Source organism: Chitinophaga niabensis (assembly GCF_039545795.1).
Lineage (GTDB): Bacteria > Bacteroidota > Bacteroidia > Chitinophagales > Chitinophagaceae > Chitinophaga > Chitinophaga niabensis_B.
Genome location: NZ_CP154260.1, coordinates 3,564,492 through 3,583,368 on the forward strand (window position 1 = coordinate 3,564,492; position 18,877 = coordinate 3,583,368).

Annotated in this window: 15 protein-coding genes; 9 read left to right on the forward strand and 6 right to left on the reverse strand. The window is 45.8% G+C overall.

All coding sequences use genetic code 11. From position 1 onward, the window contains the following. Nucleotides 1-69 precede the first annotated feature (69 nt). The 4 genes from AAHN97_RS13820 to AAHN97_RS13835 form a co-directional block, all read right to left on the reverse strand. Complete coding sequence (locus AAHN97_RS13820; protein WP_343308230.1) at nt 70-690, reverse strand: RNA polymerase sigma-70 factor; 621 nt, start codon at nt 688-690, stop codon at nt 70-72. A 51-nt stretch (nt 691-741) separates the two neighbouring features. Continuing rightward, the gene (locus AAHN97_RS13825; RefSeq protein WP_343308231.1) at nt 742-1,935 is read right to left on the reverse strand and encodes a serine hydrolase domain-containing protein; all 1,194 of its coding nucleotides are present in this window, start codon (nt 1,933-1,935) and stop codon (nt 742-744) included. Between the two features lie 38 nt (nt 1,936-1,973). Then, nucleotides 1,974-2,615: a response regulator transcription factor gene (locus tag AAHN97_RS13830; RefSeq protein WP_343308232.1), complete on the reverse strand. Its 642-nt coding sequence runs from the start codon at nt 2,613-2,615 to the stop codon at nt 1,974-1,976. Between the two features lie 734 nt (nt 2,616-3,349). Then, nucleotides 3,350-3,727, reverse strand: coding sequence for a DoxX family protein (locus AAHN97_RS13835; protein WP_343308233.1), 378 nt, complete (start codon nt 3,725-3,727; stop codon nt 3,350-3,352). 101 nt (nt 3,728-3,828) lie between these two features. On the opposite strand from AAHN97_RS13835, the gene AAHN97_RS13840 reads away from it, so the two are divergent. The 4 genes from AAHN97_RS13840 to AAHN97_RS13855 all read left to right on the forward strand — a co-directional run bounded on the left by AAHN97_RS13840 (nt 3,829) and on the right by AAHN97_RS13855 (nt 6,126). Further along, complete coding sequence (locus AAHN97_RS13840) at nt 3,829-4,188, forward strand: winged helix-turn-helix transcriptional regulator (RefSeq protein WP_343308234.1); 360 nt, start codon at nt 3,829-3,831, stop codon at nt 4,186-4,188. A 101-nt stretch (nt 4,189-4,289) separates the two neighbouring features. Then, nucleotides 4,290-4,697, forward strand: coding sequence for a VOC family protein (locus AAHN97_RS13845; RefSeq protein WP_343308235.1), 408 nt, complete (start codon nt 4,290-4,292; stop codon nt 4,695-4,697). 62 nt (nt 4,698-4,759) lie between these two features. Continuing rightward, nucleotides 4,760-5,290: a helix-turn-helix domain-containing protein gene (locus tag AAHN97_RS13850; RefSeq protein ID WP_343307340.1), complete on the forward strand. Its 531-nt coding sequence runs from the start codon at nt 4,760-4,762 to the stop codon at nt 5,288-5,290. Beyond that, nucleotides 5,218-6,126: an IS3 family transposase gene (locus AAHN97_RS13855; protein WP_343308271.1), complete on the forward strand. Its 909-nt coding sequence runs from the start codon at nt 5,218-5,220 to the stop codon at nt 6,124-6,126. The genes AAHN97_RS13850 and AAHN97_RS13855 overlap by 73 nt, the downstream gene beginning before the upstream one ends. 49 nt (nt 6,127-6,175) lie before the next feature. Here AAHN97_RS13855 and AAHN97_RS13860 read toward each other — a convergent pair whose 3' ends face one another. Both AAHN97_RS13860 and AAHN97_RS13865 read right to left on the reverse strand, forming a co-directional pair. Continuing rightward, complete coding sequence (locus tag AAHN97_RS13860) at nt 6,176-6,937, reverse strand: LytR/AlgR family response regulator transcription factor (RefSeq protein WP_343308236.1); 762 nt, start codon at nt 6,935-6,937, stop codon at nt 6,176-6,178. Further along, complete coding sequence (locus AAHN97_RS13865; RefSeq protein WP_343308238.1) at nt 6,934-10,083, reverse strand: sensor histidine kinase; 3,150 nt, start codon at nt 10,081-10,083, stop codon at nt 6,934-6,936. Before AAHN97_RS13865 ends, AAHN97_RS13860 begins: the two co-directional genes overlap by 4 nt. Nucleotides 10,084-10,264: 181 nt before the next feature. Here AAHN97_RS13865 and AAHN97_RS13870 point away from each other — a divergent pair, with 181 nt between their 5' ends. Genes AAHN97_RS13870 through AAHN97_RS13890 form a run of 5 tightly spaced genes read left to right on the forward strand, consistent with a single transcriptional unit; the run spans nt 10,265 to nt 18,842 of the window. After that, complete coding sequence (locus AAHN97_RS13870; RefSeq protein ID WP_343308239.1) at nt 10,265-12,673, forward strand: hypothetical protein; 2,409 nt, start codon at nt 10,265-10,267, stop codon at nt 12,671-12,673. Next, on the forward strand, nt 12,645-13,886 hold the full coding sequence (locus tag AAHN97_RS13875; protein WP_343308240.1) for a hypothetical protein: 1,242 nt from the start codon (nt 12,645-12,647) through the stop codon (nt 13,884-13,886). Before AAHN97_RS13870 ends, AAHN97_RS13875 begins: the two co-directional genes overlap by 29 nt. Nucleotides 13,887-13,903: 17 nt before the next feature. Beyond that, nucleotides 13,904-14,107: a hypothetical protein gene (locus AAHN97_RS13880; protein WP_343308241.1), complete on the forward strand. Its 204-nt coding sequence runs from the start codon at nt 13,904-13,906 to the stop codon at nt 14,105-14,107. Between the two features lie 34 nt (nt 14,108-14,141). Next, nucleotides 14,142-15,332 carry a hypothetical protein gene (locus AAHN97_RS13885; RefSeq protein WP_343308242.1) on the forward strand — a complete coding sequence of 397 codons (1,191 nt, stop codon included), beginning with the start codon at nt 14,142-14,144 and terminating at the stop codon, nt 15,330-15,332. Nucleotides 15,333-15,368: 36 nt separating this feature from the next. Continuing rightward, entirely contained in the window at nt 15,369-18,842 is a 3,474-nt protein-coding gene (locus AAHN97_RS13890; protein WP_343308243.1) for a hypothetical protein, read from the forward strand. Nucleotides 18,843-18,877 lie beyond the last annotated feature (35 nt).

Genomic DNA, 18,877 nt, shown 5'->3' on the forward strand with positions numbered 1-18,877 from the left:
CTTGCGCTGGTAACTGTACATAAGACACCAATTGGGGGGCAGGTTACGTACCAGGTTAAAAAAAATATTTTACTGAAGGAGAGCGGCCAGAAGAATGGCCAGGGGAAGCATGGAACCAGTGGTCTTTTGCCGGGTCAGGTAAGGCTGCAGGGTGGTATGGAGTTGTTTTACCGCTTTGAACAGTTGTGTTTCCACGGTCCTGTGGGAGAGGTTGAGTATTTCAGCCACTTCCCGGGGCTTGAACCCCTCTTCTTTAATAAGGCGGAAGATCTGGCGTCTGCCGGGAGGTAACATTTCTATTGCTTCATCCAGGCGGGTCAGCAATTCTTTCCACTCCGTTGCATGGGAAGGATCAAAGGAATGAATGATGCTTTGTTCCTCTCCGCTGTCCTCTGTTGAGATAACCCGATAAGCGGAGTATTTGCGCATGTGGTTGAGGGACTGGTTACGGATGGCGGTGAAAAGGTATTTTTCAATATGCACCACCTCCCGGAAAGATTGCCGGCCGGTCCATAATTTAAGGAACAGGTCAGATACGATCTCTTCTGCTACCTGGTGGCTATGTACATATTCCATGGAAAACCTCACCAGCCGCTGATAACAGAGGTGAAATAACGCTTCAAATGATTTTTGATCATCGTGCTGGCATATGTTCTGCCATAAGGTAGAGAGATGCATTTTATCAGCCATACGTGGAAAGGGTCAGGAACATTCCTGCGCTCCTAAAGTAATTTTAATAAATTAATATTGCAAGTTTTTAATAAAATGAAGGGTACGGCCTCTACCCTCCGCCTGCAATCCGGTAATATTCCCTTTTTCATCCTGTTTAAAAATGATCCGGATGTTCACTTTCTTACCGGAGAATTCCAGGCTGCTGTCTGCAAAGATCTCAAAGGCAGGATTATTTCCCAGTTTTGCATACAGCTGATCGTTCTGTAAAATGATCTGCAGGGTGGTTCCCTCCGACTGATAAATACCAGAGAACTTTGCCGGGTTTTCTATTTTTATATGGGAATTTACCTTTGGCATTTCAAAGGGTTGATTAGAAATGATCTTCTCTATATCATGCCACATTTCATTAACCGGCATCACAGATACATTACTGAGCAGAATAATAGACAAACTGTCTTTAGGATACACCACATTAATAGCAGAACACCCGAACGATCCGCCGCCATGATAAAAAGCATCCCCTTCTTTCATCCAACCGTAGGAGAAATCATTGCAGGTATTGTTCCACTTTAAAAGATCTTTCGCAGTGGTATAGAGATCGCCGCTTCCTTTCATCAGGGATGGATCCCTGTAGGGTGCTACGGTTAAACTGTCGCCTATCATATGATAACCTGCAGAGAGGGATGGAATGACGGAACGTATATTATAAACACCTGTTTGTTTCAGTAAAGGAAGTTTAGCCGCCAGGATCTTTTCATAAGATGTTTTATAGACTGTTTCCAATATACAGGCCAGCAGAAAATAACCCGGACTGGAATAATGTGTTCCCTGAGGTAATAATTCCATTTCCAGTATTGATTGCAGCGCCTGTTCTTTCGTGAGGGGCAGGCGGGATTTGATGGTCCAGTAATCTGTGATCCCTTCATTATGCGGGATGCCGGATGTATGGGTCAGTAATTGTTCTATGGTGATCTTAGACCAACGGTTAGGGATATAGGAAGAAAGCGGGTCCGTTAAACGAAGCTTCCCCTCCTTTGCAGCCTGTACGATTAACCAGGCGGTGAATGATTTGGTAACGGAGGCTATCTTAAACCTGCTATCGATACTGTTGGGAACATTGAATTCCATCGAGGCCATGCCGGTTGCTCCCTGGTAAATGATACTGTCCTTTTTTGCGATGAGCAGCACACCGCTAAAACCCAGTCTTTCATGCTGTACATTGAGGTATTGTTGCAATAAAATGCAAAGGAGGATTGTTTTCATGCCCTGTTAGTTGCAGGAAAGGGGAAAACATTACAGGCTTATTTTTCTTTACCCTGATTTTTGATCACATAGTGCAGTAAAGCATAGTGACCGGATATGTTTAGTTTGCGGGCAATGTTGTACCGGTGGTTCTCTACTGTTTTCATGCTGATGGATAATTCTATCGCTATCTCCCGGGCAGTGAGGCCGCCTGCTACCATGCGGTAGATCCTGAATTCTGTTTTGCTTAACTTCTCGGCTACATCTACCGGTATCTCTAATGTTTCCATCGTCATTTGTTTTGATGAAGAAGTGATCTCTTCAAAACGGTTGAGGCGTGCTTTTATACTCATCAGCAGGTCCTGCGTATTCAATGGTGCAGGGAGGTAATCATCTGCGCCGAGATTCATGCTGAAGCGGGCGTGTTTCAGTTCCGGCCTGCCATTGATGAAGATGAAAGGGATATGTTTCAGGCGGCTGTTGCTGCGCATTTCAATCAGGAACTGGTGACTGCTGCCATTACGTAACTGGGCATTGCAGATAACTAAATTAGGTAAAAGGTCGGTTCCAAGTAAGATAGCGGCTTTGCTGGTATTGGCAGTTGTTGTTTCATACTTATGCTGGCGGAGCACAAGCTCCACCTGACGGCTGGCGGTAGGATCATCTTCTAATAATAGTATTTTAATGATTTTGTTTTTCATTAATTGGTCTATGGCCGCCAAATAGCGAGGCCCCAGATCCAGCTGATGGAAATGAGGAAGTGCTGTTGGACGATATCATTCAGATCCGGAACAGGTTCTATGTAGTCAGCGTAGCAGATCAAGGGTTTTCAATTATCCGCTATAGGAAGGGACATAAGAGATACGGCTCTTGAAGTTTGATGTCTTAGCTGTTTAATTTACATTGTCACTGCTACACTAATCTATGGTTTAACAGGATATTTTTCGTATCTACGCTGTTGCATTTTCAAGTCATGATCATATTTTTCCTGCAGTTTTGTTTAACATAGTCTTTGAATCTCTTTGAGGAGGTTTTATTTCAGATAGGTTATTATTTTATTCACGTCTTATTTGGGGGGACGACGCTGGCAAAATTATTAAATCAGTATAAAATTGCTGTGTTTTTTATTGGTATGGAGTTAATTCAGGAGGGGCAATTTCAAAAATGAGGGAAAACACCCAATTTCCCGGGGGTATTTCCTCATTTATCCTTTGATTATCAATATCATTTCTTTTTTGCATATCGTATTTGCATCTTTGCATCACAATAACTGATACTCAAGGTATTTAACGTTTTTTATTATAACCATTCCTATTTCACAACCGATTCCCTGCTGAAGTTGGGGCTGACAAGTGTCAGCCCCAATGGGATACCGTAAAATAGAATGGGCTACGCTTTTTAAGCGTAGCCCATGAGAAATCCTGCTCTTGTATTATTAAACTGCCGGTACTGCTGCCTTATGCCATTTGAAGTAGGTAACATAAGATGTTATTAATACCGCTAAAAAGATCAATGGCCCTATGCGATTAGAAACAGGATCACCTGATGCGGTATGTGCTATGAAAGCAGAAACAAAACAGATCGCAAACCCTGTGTAGGTCCATTCTTTAATCCTGGCTGAAAGTGGTACTACCAGTAAAACGGCGCCGATCAGTTTGGCGATCCCCAATTCTATCCTGAAGTAAGCCGGAAACCCTAAGTGTTGAAAACCCTGCGCCACGGCGGGATCAGTGAAGTAGGCGTACGCGGAAAAGATCATCATGATGGCGAGTATGCCGGTGGTTGCCCAATAGGTAATTTTAATTCCTTTCATGCTGCGGTTTTTTGATAACACAAAACTATTTAACTTCGGTAATGAAATAATAGTAGTATACAAAAGGATAGTAGTAACCTTTTGTATAGTTAAACTTGTATATGATGGATAACATGACACATACTGAATGTGAAAGAGGCATCGCTGCACTGGAAGATGCACTCTATGCCATAGGCGGCAAATGGAAACTGCGGATCATTAATGCCTTAAGGGAAAGCGGCAAAAAACGTTTCAATGAATTACAACGGCTGGTAAAGGGTATTTCTCCCCGGGTGCTTTCAAATGAACTGAAAGAGCTGGAGATGAATGGTTTTGTAAAACGGATGGTACATGCGCAGTCCCCCGTACTGGTAGAATATGAACTAACGGAATACAGCGATACGCTGAAGGATGTGCTCTGTTCTTTAATTCAATGGGGAACAGATCACAGGGAGCGGGTGAAGGGAATGCTGCATGCTTAGGTTTCGTTTCTGTCGCAATCACCCCATTTATTGTCGCGTTCACACATGCACGTGCAGGACGGCAGGGCTTATGTTTGCAACAATAACTAAACCAAACAAACATGGCACAACAGATCTATGTTAACCTTCCGGTTAAGGATATTGTAAGAACGAACGCGTTCTTCAGTCAACTGGGCTATACCTTTAACCCGAATTTTTCCGATGACAAAGCTACCTGTATGATCATTACAGAAGACATTTTTGTGATGCTGCTACAGGAAGAGTTCTTCAAAGGTTTTACGAATAAAGAGATCCCGGACACGCAGAAAACTTCAGAAGTTATCGTGTCCTTCTCCGCAGAAAGCAGGGCCGCTGTGGATGAGCTGGTCCGCAAAGCAGTAGCAGCCGGTGCTACCACGCCTAATGAACCACAGGACATGGGCTTTATGTACCAGCATGGCTTCCAGGACCTGGATGGCCATCTCTGGGAATACCTTTACATGGATGCAAGCGCATTACCTCCGCAATAGCATTAAAAAAGGCCCGTACGTGGAGTGCCCCCAAAAAGTTAGACACTATTGGGGGCATTTTTATGAGTAGACAACAAAAGTATAGTTTGGCCTATAAGCTTGATGCGGTCAGGCAGGTGGTCGCAGGTAGATCATCAGTACGCCAAAAGGCAGATCTGCTGCAGATCAATATTGATATGCTACGCAGGTGGGTCAGCTACTACCGGGCATTCGGCACAGCCGGGCTTGAGCGGCAGAACAACCGTTACCCTGCTTCTTTTAAAATGGAGGTGATAAGGACTTATTTGCAGGAAAGCTTATCTTTAAAAGCAACCTGCCTACGTTTCCATATTCCTTGTACGGCTGTACTGAGCAGATGGCTTCGTATATACGAACAGGAAGGTAATGTAGGGTTAAAGCAGGAGAAAAGAGGTAAACGTAAGTCTATGGCACCGAAGAAGCCTGCAACAAAAGGCGCAAAAGTTAAAACAAGGGAACAGGAACTGGAAGAAGAGCTTGCTTATCTTCGGCTTGAAAATCAATACCTAAAAAAGCTTCAGGCCTTAATTCAAAAGAAACAGGAGGAGAAAGCCAAAGAGAAAAAGCGCTCATAGTGCTTGAATTAAGGCAAAAAGGGAATTTAGCGCAACTACTGCATATAGCCTCCATGGCCCGCAGTTCTTTCTACTATTACATCAACCACAAGCCCGTTGCAGACCGGTATGAGGTTATAAAATGCCGGATTGTCCAACTCTATCAACGTCATAAAGGGCTTTTGGGCTACCGGCGGATACTGCTGGCCTTACGCTCAAAAGGACTTAAGATCAATCACAAAACGGTACTAAAGCTCATGCAACAGCTCCGGCTTAAAAGCGTGATCCGACGGAAGAAATACCGGTCATACAAAGGGGAAGTAGGGAAAACTACGCCGAATTTGCTGCAGCGGAAGTTTAAAGCAGACCGGCCTATGCAAAAATTGGCTACCGACATTACCGAGTTCAAAGTAAAAGATCAGAAACTATATCTTTCCCCGGTAATCGACCTGTTTAATGGTGAGATCATTAGCTATAAGCTATCTGAGCGTCCTAACTTCGAGCAAATAACACAGATGTTAAAAGGCACTATCAGGCGGCTTACCAGCGATCTTAAACCCATTCTGCATTCTGATCAGGGATGGCAATACCAAATGAAACAATACCAGCAAATATTGCTGGAAAACAACATCTCTCCCAGCATGTCCAGGAAAGGTAATTGCCTGGACAATGCCATCATTGAGAACTTTTTCGGCACAATCAAAGCAGAAATGTTTTACCTGAAAAAGTATCAATCCATCCAGGAGTTAGCCAGTGACATCAAAGAATACATTCATTATTACAATCATACCAGGATTAGAATTAACCTAAAAGGAAAGAGCCCGGTACAATACCGAGCTCAATACTTAAAAAATTAAAAAAGTCCAACTATTGGGGGCTAGTCCAACGTTACGGGCCTTTTTTAATTCAGAACTTATAATACTCTTTGATCCGCGCCAGGAAATGGTCTTTCTTTCTCCTGGATACTTCCAGCTCCGTGTCGTTACTTAAAACAACACTGCCCCCCTCTCCTTTTATATATTCTTTGATGTGCAGCATATTCACCAAAAAGGATTTATGGATCCGGCAAAAGGAGGAATCCTGCAGCAGCAATTCAAAATCAATGATAGAACGGGAAGATACCAGCGGTTTGCCTGTGGTAAGGTAAAAGGTGGTATAGGTATTATCCGCCTGGCAGTAAATGATATCTGCCAAATGCACCAGCAGGAAACCTTTTGTATGCGGAATGCATACTTTCATTTCCTGCGGGTGCTGCATGTTCTTCAGGTTATATTTCAATACTTCAATGGAAACAGGGTTGGCAGCAGTATGCAGTCTCCTCTCCACACGGTCCACCGCTTTTATCAGCAACTCTTCATCAATGGGTTTGAGGATGTAATCTATGGCACTGAACCGGAAAGCCTGCAGCATGAACTCGTTGTATGCAGTAATAAAAATGATCTCGAAAGGGATCTGCTCCATTTCATTCAACAGGTCGAACCCGCTTTTCCCGGGCATGGCAATGTCCAGGAATAGCAGGTCCGGCTGCTGTAGTAAGATCTGTTTCTGCGTTTCAGCAGCACTGTTACATTCCGCCACCACATTAACGGATGGGCAATGTATTTCCAGCAGTTTCCGCAGCGTTTCCACACTGCGCACTTCATCGTCTGTGATAATGGCTTTTATCATATGATCTTCCATGTTAGGGTTACAATTGTGCCGGTTTCATCCGTATGCCTGTCTCCTTTATCGGTAAAGGTGATCACACAATCTGTATTATACTTCTGCCGCAGCAGCAAGATGCGCTTCTGAATATTTTCAATACCCATGGACAGGTGTTTGGTGGTACTGTTATGATCTTTTGTTTTATTGATGCCCACCCCATTGTCTTCTATCTCACAGACCAGGTAGTCGGCTTCTTTTGAGAAGGAGATCTTCAATTGCTTCTTTTCCTCAATGGCCTGTAAGCCATGCCAGATGGCATTCTCCGCCAGTGGCTGTATCAGCATCGGGGCTATCATTATTTCTTCTGTATCCAGTAATGTATCCACCTTCATTTCATATTCAAAGTTCGTAAAACGGATCTGTTCCATTTTAAGGTAGTTATGCAGGTAGTTGATGTTCTGTTGCAGCGTGATAAAAGCGCGTTTGCTATGGTCTAGGTTTTCCCTGATGAGCTGGGCAAATTTGTTCAGGTAGCGGGAAGCATCATCGTTCTGTTGATAGATGATCATGCCCACTATACTGTTGAGGCAGTTAAAGATAAAATGCGGGTTCATCTGGGCGTGCAGGGCCTTCATTTCCATTTCTGTGAGCTGCTGGTTCAGCACAGCCAGTTCCAGTTCCAGTTGCAGCCGGCCTTTCATTTCTTCATTTTGTTTTGCCTGCGCATCGAACTTCACGGCAGCAGCCCTGCCCAGCACCAGTTCCCGCCATTTTAATAAAGAAAGTACAGCAGCTACCAGCAGCAGCATGGAGAGCGTTATGAACCACCAGGTATTCCAAAAGGGCGGATGAATGATAATGAGCAGCTGTTTTGTTTTTTCATCCTGGTTCCTGTCCAGCGCCTTAATGTACAAATTGTATTTACCAGGTGAAAGGCTGGTCATATTGATCGTACGCAGGTTCCGCAATGGTACCCAGGAAGTACTTTCATTCAAACGGTAGTAGAAATGATAACTGGAGGTATTGTTATAATTGATGAGGGTAAAACGGATGGACAGGTTGTTCTGTTTATAAGGGAACGTTACGGTATCGCGGGGATAATGTACCAGGGCATTGGGCGCAGTTACCTGCTCTATCAGGATGTTGTTATTGTTCTGTACAACCGGTTCTGCGGAAGGCCGGAAGCGGATGAGGTATTTCGCCAGCAGGGCATAACACTGGTCTGCTGCTTCATCATAAAAGATATACCGCGCACTGGGCCTTCCTTCCGGGATACCATCCTTTGTACCATAGATATTTGAACTGCCTGTTTGCAGGTTGATATTGCCTATCTGGTTACTGGGTGTGGAAAACCAGATCTTACCTGCCACTTCTTTATTAGACAGGTTAACGAGCGCATTAAAAGAAACGCCGTCCAAAAGCGAGTGGCTGACGAAGCGTTTTTCCCTGATCCGGTATTCCTGTAATCCATTCTCAAAGCTGTGCAGCCAAAGAGAACCACGGTTGTCTGCCGTAATGGTGAGAATATTGTCCTCATCTTTGTTCAGTCCATTGTACCTGTTCATCAAAGTATCAAAACGGTTGGTCTTATAGTTCCAGCGGGCAAGGCCATAACCTGACAACCAGGCATCACCATAGGCATCATAGACCACCTGCTTCGGTCTTTCGAAAGGTAATTCAGGGTTGGTGGTATTTGTATAACAAGTGAACTGCCGGGTATGTATATTGTATTTTGCTACCACACCTCCCCATGGCCGCAACATCCAGGTATCGCCGTTTTCCATCACAGGATTTAATGCCACCCGGCCATGCTGCAATGGTTCCGGCAAGGCTACTTTACCACTGTGGTAATTCTTTGTATCCAGCCAGGCTACGCCATCATTGGTGCCTATCCATAAAGTATCCGGGTAATAACATTGAATGGAAGGGTTCTCATCGTAGTTAATGTGATATCCCGGCAGCCTGACCTTTTTTATCACTTTCATGGTAGCGGTATCCACAACGGTAATGTGAGGTTGTCTGGCTGCTTTGGCCAGGTATAAACGATCTTTATAACGGGTGAGGTAACAGAAATAGGAATAACCTTCTGCGGCATAGTCGTTCAGCAGATAAGAAGTGAATAAAGGCTGTTCCTTTTTTTCATACAGCAGTCCGTTGGACGTACCTACCCAGAGCCGCTCTTCCTTATCCATAAAGAGATAGTTACACTTATACCCTTTCAGCGATCTGTTTTCATCAAATGTAACCTCGCCCGTTTGTTCATTCAACTTAAAGGTATAATACCCGGAGCCGCCTGATGTAATGGCAAAACGGTTCCTTCCAAACGGAAAGATCCTGCTGTCTTCCGAAAGATCATCGTGGATCACAGCTGGCATGGCCGTTACTTTTGCCCTGCCGGTGGCTGCATTGTAATAAGTGAAACTCCGCTGCCGGCTGTGCACCAGCATAAAACGAACGGAATCCATCTGATAACGGGCTATCCAGTCTTCTCCCGGCGGATAAAATGCAGACCATTCAGCAGGTAAAGCTGTTCTGTAACGCACGAATGTATTTGTTGCGGGAATGTAAAGGGATACCCCTTCATCTTTCGTAAACAACAATGCATTATGGTCCGGTAACAGGAAGATATTCCTGCCATAATTCACCATTTCCTGTCCGGAATACCCGCTGCGTAAACGGTTGTAAGCATATGCCATACTGCCGTTTGCATGCATTACATAAAAACCAACGGTGGTACTGATGGCAAAGGCGCCATTCTTCAGCTTCAGCACATCCGTCAGGCGGTTGGGATTGGCCGGATTCCTTTCTGTATCCGGCAACAGGTAATTCCTGCGTGCGAGTGTGGTGGTATTCACCTGCTGCAGCCCCTTTTGCGTAAGCACCAGTATTTCGTGCAGGCCGGTCCTTTTCAGCTCCAGTACATGATTGCCGGGGATGCTGTAGCTGCTGGTATCATGATAAAAACTCTGGAATATGTTCCCGTCAAAGCGGTTCAGGCCGTTCTCAGTACCGAGCCAGATATACCCCAGATCATCCTGCGTGATACAGAAAACGTTGTTATCGGATAATCCCTGTTGTACCGTATACCGTTCAAAAGAAGAGGCCTGTAGCTGAGCATGGGCTACACAACCATACAATATAAGGCAGGAGGTGAGGAACTGTTTTTTCATGGGGTTACGAAAGCTCCTGTAAAGCTACAATAAATATAAATTCCTGAAAACCCTTTACAAGAAGATATTTACCGGTATCAGCCAAAACCTGCCTTTCCCGGTTTTGCATTATAAGAAACGAAAATTAGCAAATACTTTCGATGCTGAAGAACAGATACTGGTAACCCCAAAAAAGAATTTTATGGAATCGCCTTTCCTGCATTTCCCCAATCTCGAAAGAGAGGTGAATGCTGAACCACTTCCCGTTGTAAAGGAAACCTACACGGAAAGCCCCTTTCTCAATGTCAATAAGCTATATGGCAAACCCCAGGGCTTTGATAAAAAAGCCGAAGCTTATGTGACCATTATGAACGAACTCCACGATGATGAGTTTAATGAGCAGATGGAGGATCTGCTGAATGAGATGAAAGACTTCCGTGAGAAATATAATTCACGGGATGGCTACATGAACAATGAAGTATATACCCGCCAGCTTACCCAAAGCTATTACCAGCCCATGATACGGGAGATGAACAGTTATTTCGACAAGGTGGTGCAATATGGTCATGAAGTGGATAATAACCTTCGCACCGTTACAGATCTTGAAACACTGTTCTCCGATCATGAGTTTTCCGGAACCGACCTCACAGATGTGCAGGAACAATTCCTGGGTGGTCTTAAAAAGGCCTTTAAAAAAGTAGTGGGTGTGGCAAAAAAAGTAGGCAAAGGTGCTATCGCTGCAGGTAAGTTTGTAGCGAAAGCAGCACTGGGGCCTATCCTCAGCCGGATCACAGGTATCTTTAAAAAGTTCCTGGCCGGCGTACTCAAAGATGGTATTAATCTGCTGCCCGGAAAATACAGGACCCTTGCGCAATCACTGGCAGGCAAATTACTGCCTGCCAGCATGCGCCCTCAGCCAGCACCTGTTGCTCCTGTAACTCCTGTTGCACCGGAACCGGATTCCACCCGGGATATCGCAGAAGATATCCAGGATGGCCTGAATGCTGCCACGGCCCAGGTACTGACAGCAGAAAATGAAATGGAATGGCAACTGATGGAAGCGGAACTGGAGCAATCCCTGGATGAAGCTCCGGAGGAAAACACGGAAGTGCTTTCTGTCGCCAGGCAACGTTTCGTACAACAGTTGAATGAACTGGAAGATGGCGATAATCCGCAACCGGCAGTTGAACAGTTTGCCCCCATCGTTACCACTGCGCTGAGATTTGCGCTACCGCTGCTCGGCAAAGAAAGAGTGAAAAGCTGGCTCACTTCCCTCATCAGTAAATTAATCACCCCCTTTATTGGAAAAGACAATTCCCAGATGCTTTCCCGTTTAATGGTAGACAAAGGGTTTACCATGCTGAACCTGGAAACTGCGGAAGGGAATGCGGGCACTACTGCCATTGCGGAAGTAGTAGAGAACACCATACGGCAGGTACCGGAGTTTCCTTCATATGTGCTGGAAGACAGGCAGCTTTTTGAACGTTACATTGTGCAGGCTTTTGAAAAGTCTGCCGCCGCCTACCTGCCGGATGTTCTTCCCGAAAAAGCCTACGATGCCCAGCCGGAGCTGCGGGAATCCAACGAAAGATCTGTTGTCTGGAAAAATGAACCTCCTTCCGCCGAAGAAGCAGCACCCGGATACAAGGTGCTGAATGAAGTGATCGAAACGGAGATCACGCCCTATATTGCCAACGAGATCAAAACCTTCGGAGGTATTCCATTATCGGTTTTCCTGCGGGACAAACTGGGCATCTCCGTTAATTCCAGCATACCGGTGAAAGTACATCTCTTTGAATCTTCTCCCCGGAATGATCTCTTCCAGATCGCAAAAAAAGCAAAACGGATACGTGGCTTAGGCAATGCATCCAGAAGTGCCTGGATGCAATTGCACCCGCTTACTTCTGTAGCTGCTGGTTTGCTCATGCGTGAGCCCGGTCTGGGTTGCAGAAGGGGTAAAGAGAACTGCCTCGGCAAAAGGAAGAGTGCGCAGGGGCACCGTTACTATTATCTTGAAATAGATGGTGCCCGCCCGCAATATTTTCAGCCTGCAAAAGGCAAACAGGTATTGAGAAAACATACTTCCCTCAAAGCCCGCCTGAACTTTGTAACGGGCGAGATCAATATGCAGCTCTTCCTCAGTGAAAGTGATGCACAGGCGGTGGCTGCCTGCTTAAGGAAAAAGAACCAGTCTGAAGCCGCACACATTATGGTGATGATGGCTTTCAAAGAAGGTTTGAAAAATATATTCAGCTACGGCAAGTTCGATTATTTAAAGATCGTTCACCAGCATGTAGTGCCGGGCAGTCATTCCGGTATGGCCATAGATAAAGTGCCGCCAATGATCACCCGTTCCTTCAGCAATGCTTTAAGCAACTGGACGGGCAAAGCGATGATCGGTTTCCTGCGGGACCATGCGGACAAATTAATACAGGCAGCAGAAGACAATTCAGATGGCCTGAGCCTTCGCATCAGCTTCTCCAACCCGCCGGACTTTGATCTCATGAAAGAAATGCTGGCAGGCAATTACGCGGCTGTAAAAGAAGACATCTTTAACGAATACCCCAAAGAAAGCAGCATACATGCAAGTCCGGGACATCAGCAGGATTAAGTATGAACCGCTGCTGGTGCAGGCCAATCACTGGCTGGCAGCAGCAAAGCGGCTGGAAGATATGGATGCCCTTGCCAGTGAACTGGCGTGGAAAAGCCTGGAGCAATATGTGCATCCGCATCTCCGGCAGCATCTTTCCATCTGCGTTAAAAAGCTGGTGAACAAAGGTGAGGCCATGCAGCAAAGGCTACAAAATGGTACTGCTACCGAATTCGAAATAGAACGGTTCAAAAGGAGTTACCTGCAGGTGGAAACACTGATGGACTTTTATGCAGATGCATTGGCCACACGCACCAATCCAGCCGTCACAGCTACTTTAAAAGCCTGTGATTATATAGCGGAACACAGTATGAGGATGTTGCTGGAGCCATTGGGCCATACAACACCTGCAGTGATCACTTATATCGACAAAGGTATGGGTGCCTCCATTCTCAAAGCAGGGCTTCGCCTCTGGGATGATTCGGAAAACCCCGCCGCTGCCATCAAGATCGTACGGCATAACCTGTTAAGGCCCACAGCACTGATACATGAAGCCGGGCACCAGGTGGCACATATAACAGGATGGAATGAACAACTGGCAGCAGCATTGCGCCATGCACTTTTAAAACATGGCGCTGAATTAGCAGACAGCTGGGCAGCCTGGTCGTCTGAAATAGCGGCGGACATTTTTGCTTTTGTGCATACCGGCTTTGCTTCTGTAGCAGCATTACATGATGTGGTGGATGGCCCTTCGCGGGGTGTACTGCATTATTCCTCCGGCGACCCGCATCCCATCAGTTACCTGCGTGTACTGGTAGGTACGGAATGTTGCAAACATTGTTTCGGAAACGGGGTATGGGATCATATGCGCCGTAACTGGATGCGCAGGCATCCACTGGAAAATGCAAGGCCTGCAACGGCTAAACTGATCCGCGCTTCGCTTCCTTTGTTACCGGAGATCGTAAAGGTGTTACTGGATTATCCCCTGCGCGCTTTCCGCAACAAAAGCATCCGGCAGCAGATTGATGTGAACGCCGTTCATCCTGCCAGTCTGCAAAGCACAGCAGACCTGTATGGTACTTCTTTTTATACTTCCGCTCCCCTGCTGCTGAAAGCACCATTGCTCAGGCTTGCCTGGAATGGTTACCAGCTGATAGCAGCACCGGAACAGGCGGAACGTTTCCAGGATCAGCAAAGATCATGGATGCAACTTTTAGGAAACTCAATTAAATAACGCTAACAATTACTACAATGGCAAAAGAAAAACTCACCTCCACCGGTGTTCCTGAATCCTCAGAAAGCAATAACGGCGGCCGCCAGAAGATCATCGTACCTCCTCCCACCGTACTGCAGCAATTTGAGATCTACCGCAAGCTCCTCAGGGGAGATGTGAACTTTCAATGGTTCTTCTCTAACCTTGAGCTCAGGAAATGTAACCCCATCATTATAGAATAAAATAGTCTTTCCATAACCCCTCAAAGTAACTACCATGTTCAGAAGAATAGTTTCAAACGGTAACTCTTTCCAGGATACGTTAGCCAACGATCCTTCCCCGGAATACATTGAAAGTGCCAACAGGCTTTTTCAATTACACCCTACTGAATTACATGCACTGCTGGAATCCGCCTGGTCTTTCCGGGTAAAGGAAAACAGGCAGCCCGGCCACCCCGGCAATAAAACAACACTGCGCGGCCTGCCGGATGATCTGATAGGATTGTTCGACAATAACTGGCAGAACGGTACCACCTTTGTTACACAGGTGGGTGTAGGCAATCCCTGCACAGGTCACTCTTTATGGGACCACCTTATTTATGCATACGTAATTGAATCTACCCAGGTATATAAAGTCTTCCAAAAACTAATTGAGAATTATGCGAAGGGAGATTTTGAGATCAATCTTCAGCCGGCTGTATTGCAATGGCTGCATAACACAGAAACATTGTGGTTTGCAGACCCGCCGGTGCTCTCTTCTTTCAACTTTGTCAGCAAGGCCCGTCCGGATATTATGCTCACACGCCTGGGCTCTTATTACCGTTTCTTTGGCTTCTCCTTACCGGGAGATGAACAACCTTATTACAAAGCAAAATCCGCCCACCTCAACTACCGCCGTTCCTTTGAAAGGTTTGCAGAAGAGATCTGGATAGGTATTGAGAACGAAGCGAACGTTACCGGCAGAAGGCCTATCGATGATGCCGCCATTGCCTTCAGTGCGTACGAAATGCAAAAGAACTTCCTCTCCCAGCGTAATAACGGAGACATCACCAAACAGGAATTCTTCTTTGTGTCTATGATGGCCTGGTTCCACCTTTCCCTGGAATACAACAGCCCCATTGTTCAGGCATTTGGTATCAATGAACAAAGCCCTGCACAGCGGCTCTTTGCATTGGCCAATATCGTTGGCGTACCTGCCAACGGGCTCAGCGAAAACCTCTTCAGGCTGGGAGACAACATGAGCCTCCTGCTCACACTCATTGAAACAGGTATATTCAATGATGAGCTAAACGTTCCTGCCTTGTATGAAGATAATTCCCCGCTTGCCAACATGATGAAGCAGATCATCTTTAACTACTCTCATGTTTCCGGCAATAACCTCAAAGCAAGGGCTGTTAAAACATACGACAGTATGCCGCTGCAGAAAGGGAATGGTATCCTCACAAACGGCCAGGCAGTTCATTCCTGATAACCATCATTTTTCATCGCTATTAAATTCATATTTATGGACAACCATAAATGGGAAGGGTCTATCCTGGATAACCAGGAAGACTTCTCCCCCTTCCATAGATTCCGGAAACCACGGAGGGTTTGGTTCAGAAGAGAAGACGGTACGGAAATGGAACTGGAATCTCCCTTCCTTTTCCCAGTGTTGGCACAGGAGGAAGAAAGATTTGAGTTTGACACACCCAAAACACCGGTAACGCTTCCCGCCATACCGTCCGCCATTGTGGAAACATGGGGGAATGAAACCACCATGCTGGAACACATTAAAAAGCTGGCCCTTTCCGCTTTGCCCGATCTGGCCAAAAAGCCTACTGCTAAATGGACAGCTGCTGATAAAAAAGAACTGAAATCTGTATCTACTGCTATCCGTAAAAAGTTAGTGGCGGCCAGGCATCAGCTTTATAAAAAAGGACCGCTGCCTGCTATTGGTACAATAAAGATCCCCTACGGCTTCAAAGCATTGAGGAGAGGATTGAGAACGGATACTGCCGTTCTCCCCTGCCCGCGTGTGGATACTGTACTGGCAGACCTGCATAATAAAGGCCTGATCAATATCACGCAGGACCAGCTGGATGTTTTTCAAAGGATGGCCAATGTAGAAACCAGCGGCATGATCACTACGCTTAACAGCTGGGACTCTGCAGTTGTGAGTATCGGTTTCTTCCAGCTAACACTGCATACCGGCAAACTGCAAAGGTGGATCAAACTCGCACCCGCTGCTTTTAAACGTTATGGTATAGAACTGCACGCCAGTAATGTTTACACTTTCGATCCAACGGAAAAACATCCGGCCATCGGGAATGTAGCGAATAAAGACAGGGCACAGCTGCGCTTTCATGGATGGGCTGAGAGATTCCATTATGCCGGGCTGGACCAGGATGTGATCATTGCACAGGTAACGTTTGGTATCAAATACCTGGAAGAGCAAAAGAAAGGCCTGAAAAACAGGTTGAAGGCCACTTTCAAACAAAAGACCACTGACCTCTACGACCGGTTCATCAATGATCATTATAATAAGAGTGCATATATCCGTGGACTCTTCCAGGAGAGTTTCAATAACAATCCTGCCAAAGCCACCAGAGCCGTTTATAAAGCCATGACCACACCTGATAAGGCGGACTGGCTGGAGGGCTACAAGAACATGCTCATTGCAGAAGATCTGAAATCCATTGTCACCAAAACCAGCACCGGTACCAGCATTGTGCTGAAGAAAACGCAGCCGGAGCTGGGGGACGGGGCCTACAGTGAATATGAGGATGCGTATGATGAGCATGAGGGTACACATGATGATGAGATGACGTATGAAGCTGCATATGATGAAGGAGAAGCAGATGATGAAGAGGAAACGAATGACGATATGGAATCTGAAGATGCATCCGGCGAAGGGGAAGCAGATGATGAATACGATCAGGAGGAAATGGAAGATAACGAATCTGAAGACCTTTCTGATGAGATGGAATACGATGAAGAGGAATCTGAAGACCTCTCCGATGAAATGGAATATGATGAAGAGGAATCTGAAGATCTTTCTGATGAAATGGAATATGATGAAGAAGAGGAAGCGGCGTATGATGAGCAGGAATATGATGATGAAATGGAAGAGGACGAATCCGAAGATATCTCTGAAGAAGCGGAATACGATGAAAAGGAGGAAGATGAATATGAAGAACTTGAAGAGGACATCGCAGCAGAATACGAAACAAACCCTCCTGCCGGCACTACCGACTACCTCAAAGTAAGCGCTATCAGAGGCTTAAGACTGCGCACGGGTATGTTCATTCCTCCTTCCTGCACCCCTTCTTCAAAGATTGATATCGTTGTGTACTTACATGGTCTCTTTGGCCAGGGAAGCCAGCAAAACGGCATGGAACTATACTGGCAGAAATACTCAAAGATCAGGGACCACTTCAGCAGCAGTAATAAAAATGCCATCCTGCTCGCGCCTTCCCTGAGTACCAACCCACAGGTGGAAACTATCTTCAGGGCACAATACGGCTTTGATAAATTTATCGCGGCCTGTTTTAAAGCCATGAAAGCAGCCAAACATATACCTGAAGATGCAGAACCCGGCAGGATCATTGTTGCTGCACATTCCGCCGGCGGAAGCCCCATGAGCGACATCCTCAATTACAGGAACAAGCTGCATGCCCGGATAGTGGAATGCTGGGGATTTGATTGCCTCTATGGATACAACTTTGAAACCTGGCTGAAAAAAGACCGGAATAAAAACAAACTCTATCATTATTACGCCTTCAACAGCAAAGGGAAAAAAACCGGCCCGGCCATCAATGGCGATACTTTAGCAAAACGTCATTCCAACATACAGAACATTGCACCGGCAAAAGGCATACAGCATCAGGGAGTTATTGCTTATGCATGGAAAAACGAGATCAACAACCGCCCATGGTTTGAGCCTGTTACTTCAAAAGAGCTGGATGACTACGAAATGCCATCACGCACCAAAACAATCACACCCATCGTTTTAACAAGGAACCTTCGTGAAATGATTCCGGCCAGCGACAAAAAAAAGCACGCACAGATCAAAGAAGCGCCGGCAGATTACCTGAAAGCTATTATTGAGGATGCAGATCCCAGCTTTAAAGTAGGTGCATGGTATAAAAATTTCACGAGCTTCACCTTCCTGGGCAGGAAACTGAGCGAGGGAACTTATATCCATATGGAAATGGCTATCCTGCTGCAAAAGATCGAAGATTATTTCATGAAGGCTAAAAACACCACCAATGCCAAACTGGCCGGTGATGCCTTAGGGATGACCAAACCTCCGGAAGCAATTCCCGGTCACCGCCTTACCTCTTCCACGGCAGTATATTCCTATCACATGTTTGGCCTGGGTGTGGACGTTGATTATACCCGTAATCCCATGATACAGGCCCGCGGTGCTTTTGATGCATTCATGAGAAGAGTGGGCTGGCTCACTGCAGGGAAAGATATTCCACTGGCTAAATGGCAAAAACCCGGTTCAACCAGTGGATACATGAAACTGTATGACGACCTCAGAACATTGAACAATCATTTCCTCCAATATTTTGCCTACCTCAAAGATCATACGGCTTTGCAGGCAAGGCTGGATGCAGCCCCTGCCAATACATGGGGCAAGAAAGTAAAGGTATCCTGGAAAGGAATGAGTTTGAACGATGCACTTAAGCTGATAAAGAAAGATCTGACAGAGATCTCCAATGCCTGGAAAGGCAGAAGAAGTAATCCGGAAGATATTTTCTCCAGGTACGGCTTCCTGAATCAATCCAAAGAACTGGTGAAAGGTATGGTGGAACATGGTATGGACTGGGGTGCCTGGTATGGTGATATCATGCACTTTGATATGCGTACCACAGGTGTAGGGCTTAAAATTGGCCGCGCCATCGGAAGATACAGCAGCAAAAAAACGGCAGAAGCAGTGGTGAAGTATAAAGCACAACAGGCTGCCGTTCAGAAAGAGTTCGTCAATTCATAATCAGTTATATGCTATACAGGGTCAAAAGAAAACAG

Excerpts from the sequence above, each read along its gene's own strand:
- AAHN97_RS13830 (WP_343308232.1), bottom strand. The coding sequence starts at position 2,615 with ATGAAAAACAAAATCATTAAAATACTATTATTAGAAGATGATCCTACC.
- AAHN97_RS13880 (WP_343308241.1), top strand. The coding sequence starts at position 13,904 with ATGGCAAAAGAAAAACTCACCTCCACCGGTGTTCCTGAATCCTCAGAA.
- AAHN97_RS13825 (WP_343308231.1), bottom strand. The coding sequence starts at position 1,935 with ATGAAAACAATCCTCCTTTGCATTTTATTGCAACAATACCTCAATGTA.
- AAHN97_RS13850 (WP_343307340.1), top strand. The coding sequence starts at position 4,760 with ATGAGTAGACAACAAAAGTATAGTTTGGCCTATAAGCTTGATGCGGTC.
- AAHN97_RS13840 (WP_343308234.1), top strand. The coding sequence starts at position 3,829 with ATGATGGATAACATGACACATACTGAATGTGAAAGAGGCATCGCTGCA.
- AAHN97_RS13870 (WP_343308239.1), top strand. The coding sequence starts at position 10,265 with ATGGAATCGCCTTTCCTGCATTTCCCCAATCTCGAAAGAGAGGTGAAT.
- AAHN97_RS13845 (WP_343308235.1), top strand. The coding sequence starts at position 4,290 with ATGGCACAACAGATCTATGTTAACCTTCCGGTTAAGGATATTGTAAGA.
- AAHN97_RS13885 (WP_343308242.1), top strand. The coding sequence starts at position 14,142 with ATGTTCAGAAGAATAGTTTCAAACGGTAACTCTTTCCAGGATACGTTA.
- AAHN97_RS13890 (WP_343308243.1), top strand. The coding sequence starts at position 15,369 with ATGGACAACCATAAATGGGAAGGGTCTATCCTGGATAACCAGGAAGAC.
- AAHN97_RS13835 (WP_343308233.1), bottom strand. The coding sequence starts at position 3,727 with ATGAAAGGAATTAAAATTACCTATTGGGCAACCACCGGCATACTCGCC.
- AAHN97_RS13865 (WP_343308238.1), bottom strand. The coding sequence starts at position 10,083 with ATGAAAAAACAGTTCCTCACCTCCTGCCTTATATTGTATGGTTGTGTA.
- AAHN97_RS13875 (WP_343308240.1), top strand. The coding sequence starts at position 12,645 with ATGCAAGTCCGGGACATCAGCAGGATTAAGTATGAACCGCTGCTGGTG.
- AAHN97_RS13820 (WP_343308230.1), bottom strand. The coding sequence starts at position 690 with ATGGCTGATAAAATGCATCTCTCTACCTTATGGCAGAACATATGCCAG.
- AAHN97_RS13860 (WP_343308236.1), bottom strand. The coding sequence starts at position 6,937 with ATGATAAAAGCCATTATCACAGACGATGAAGTGCGCAGTGTGGAAACG.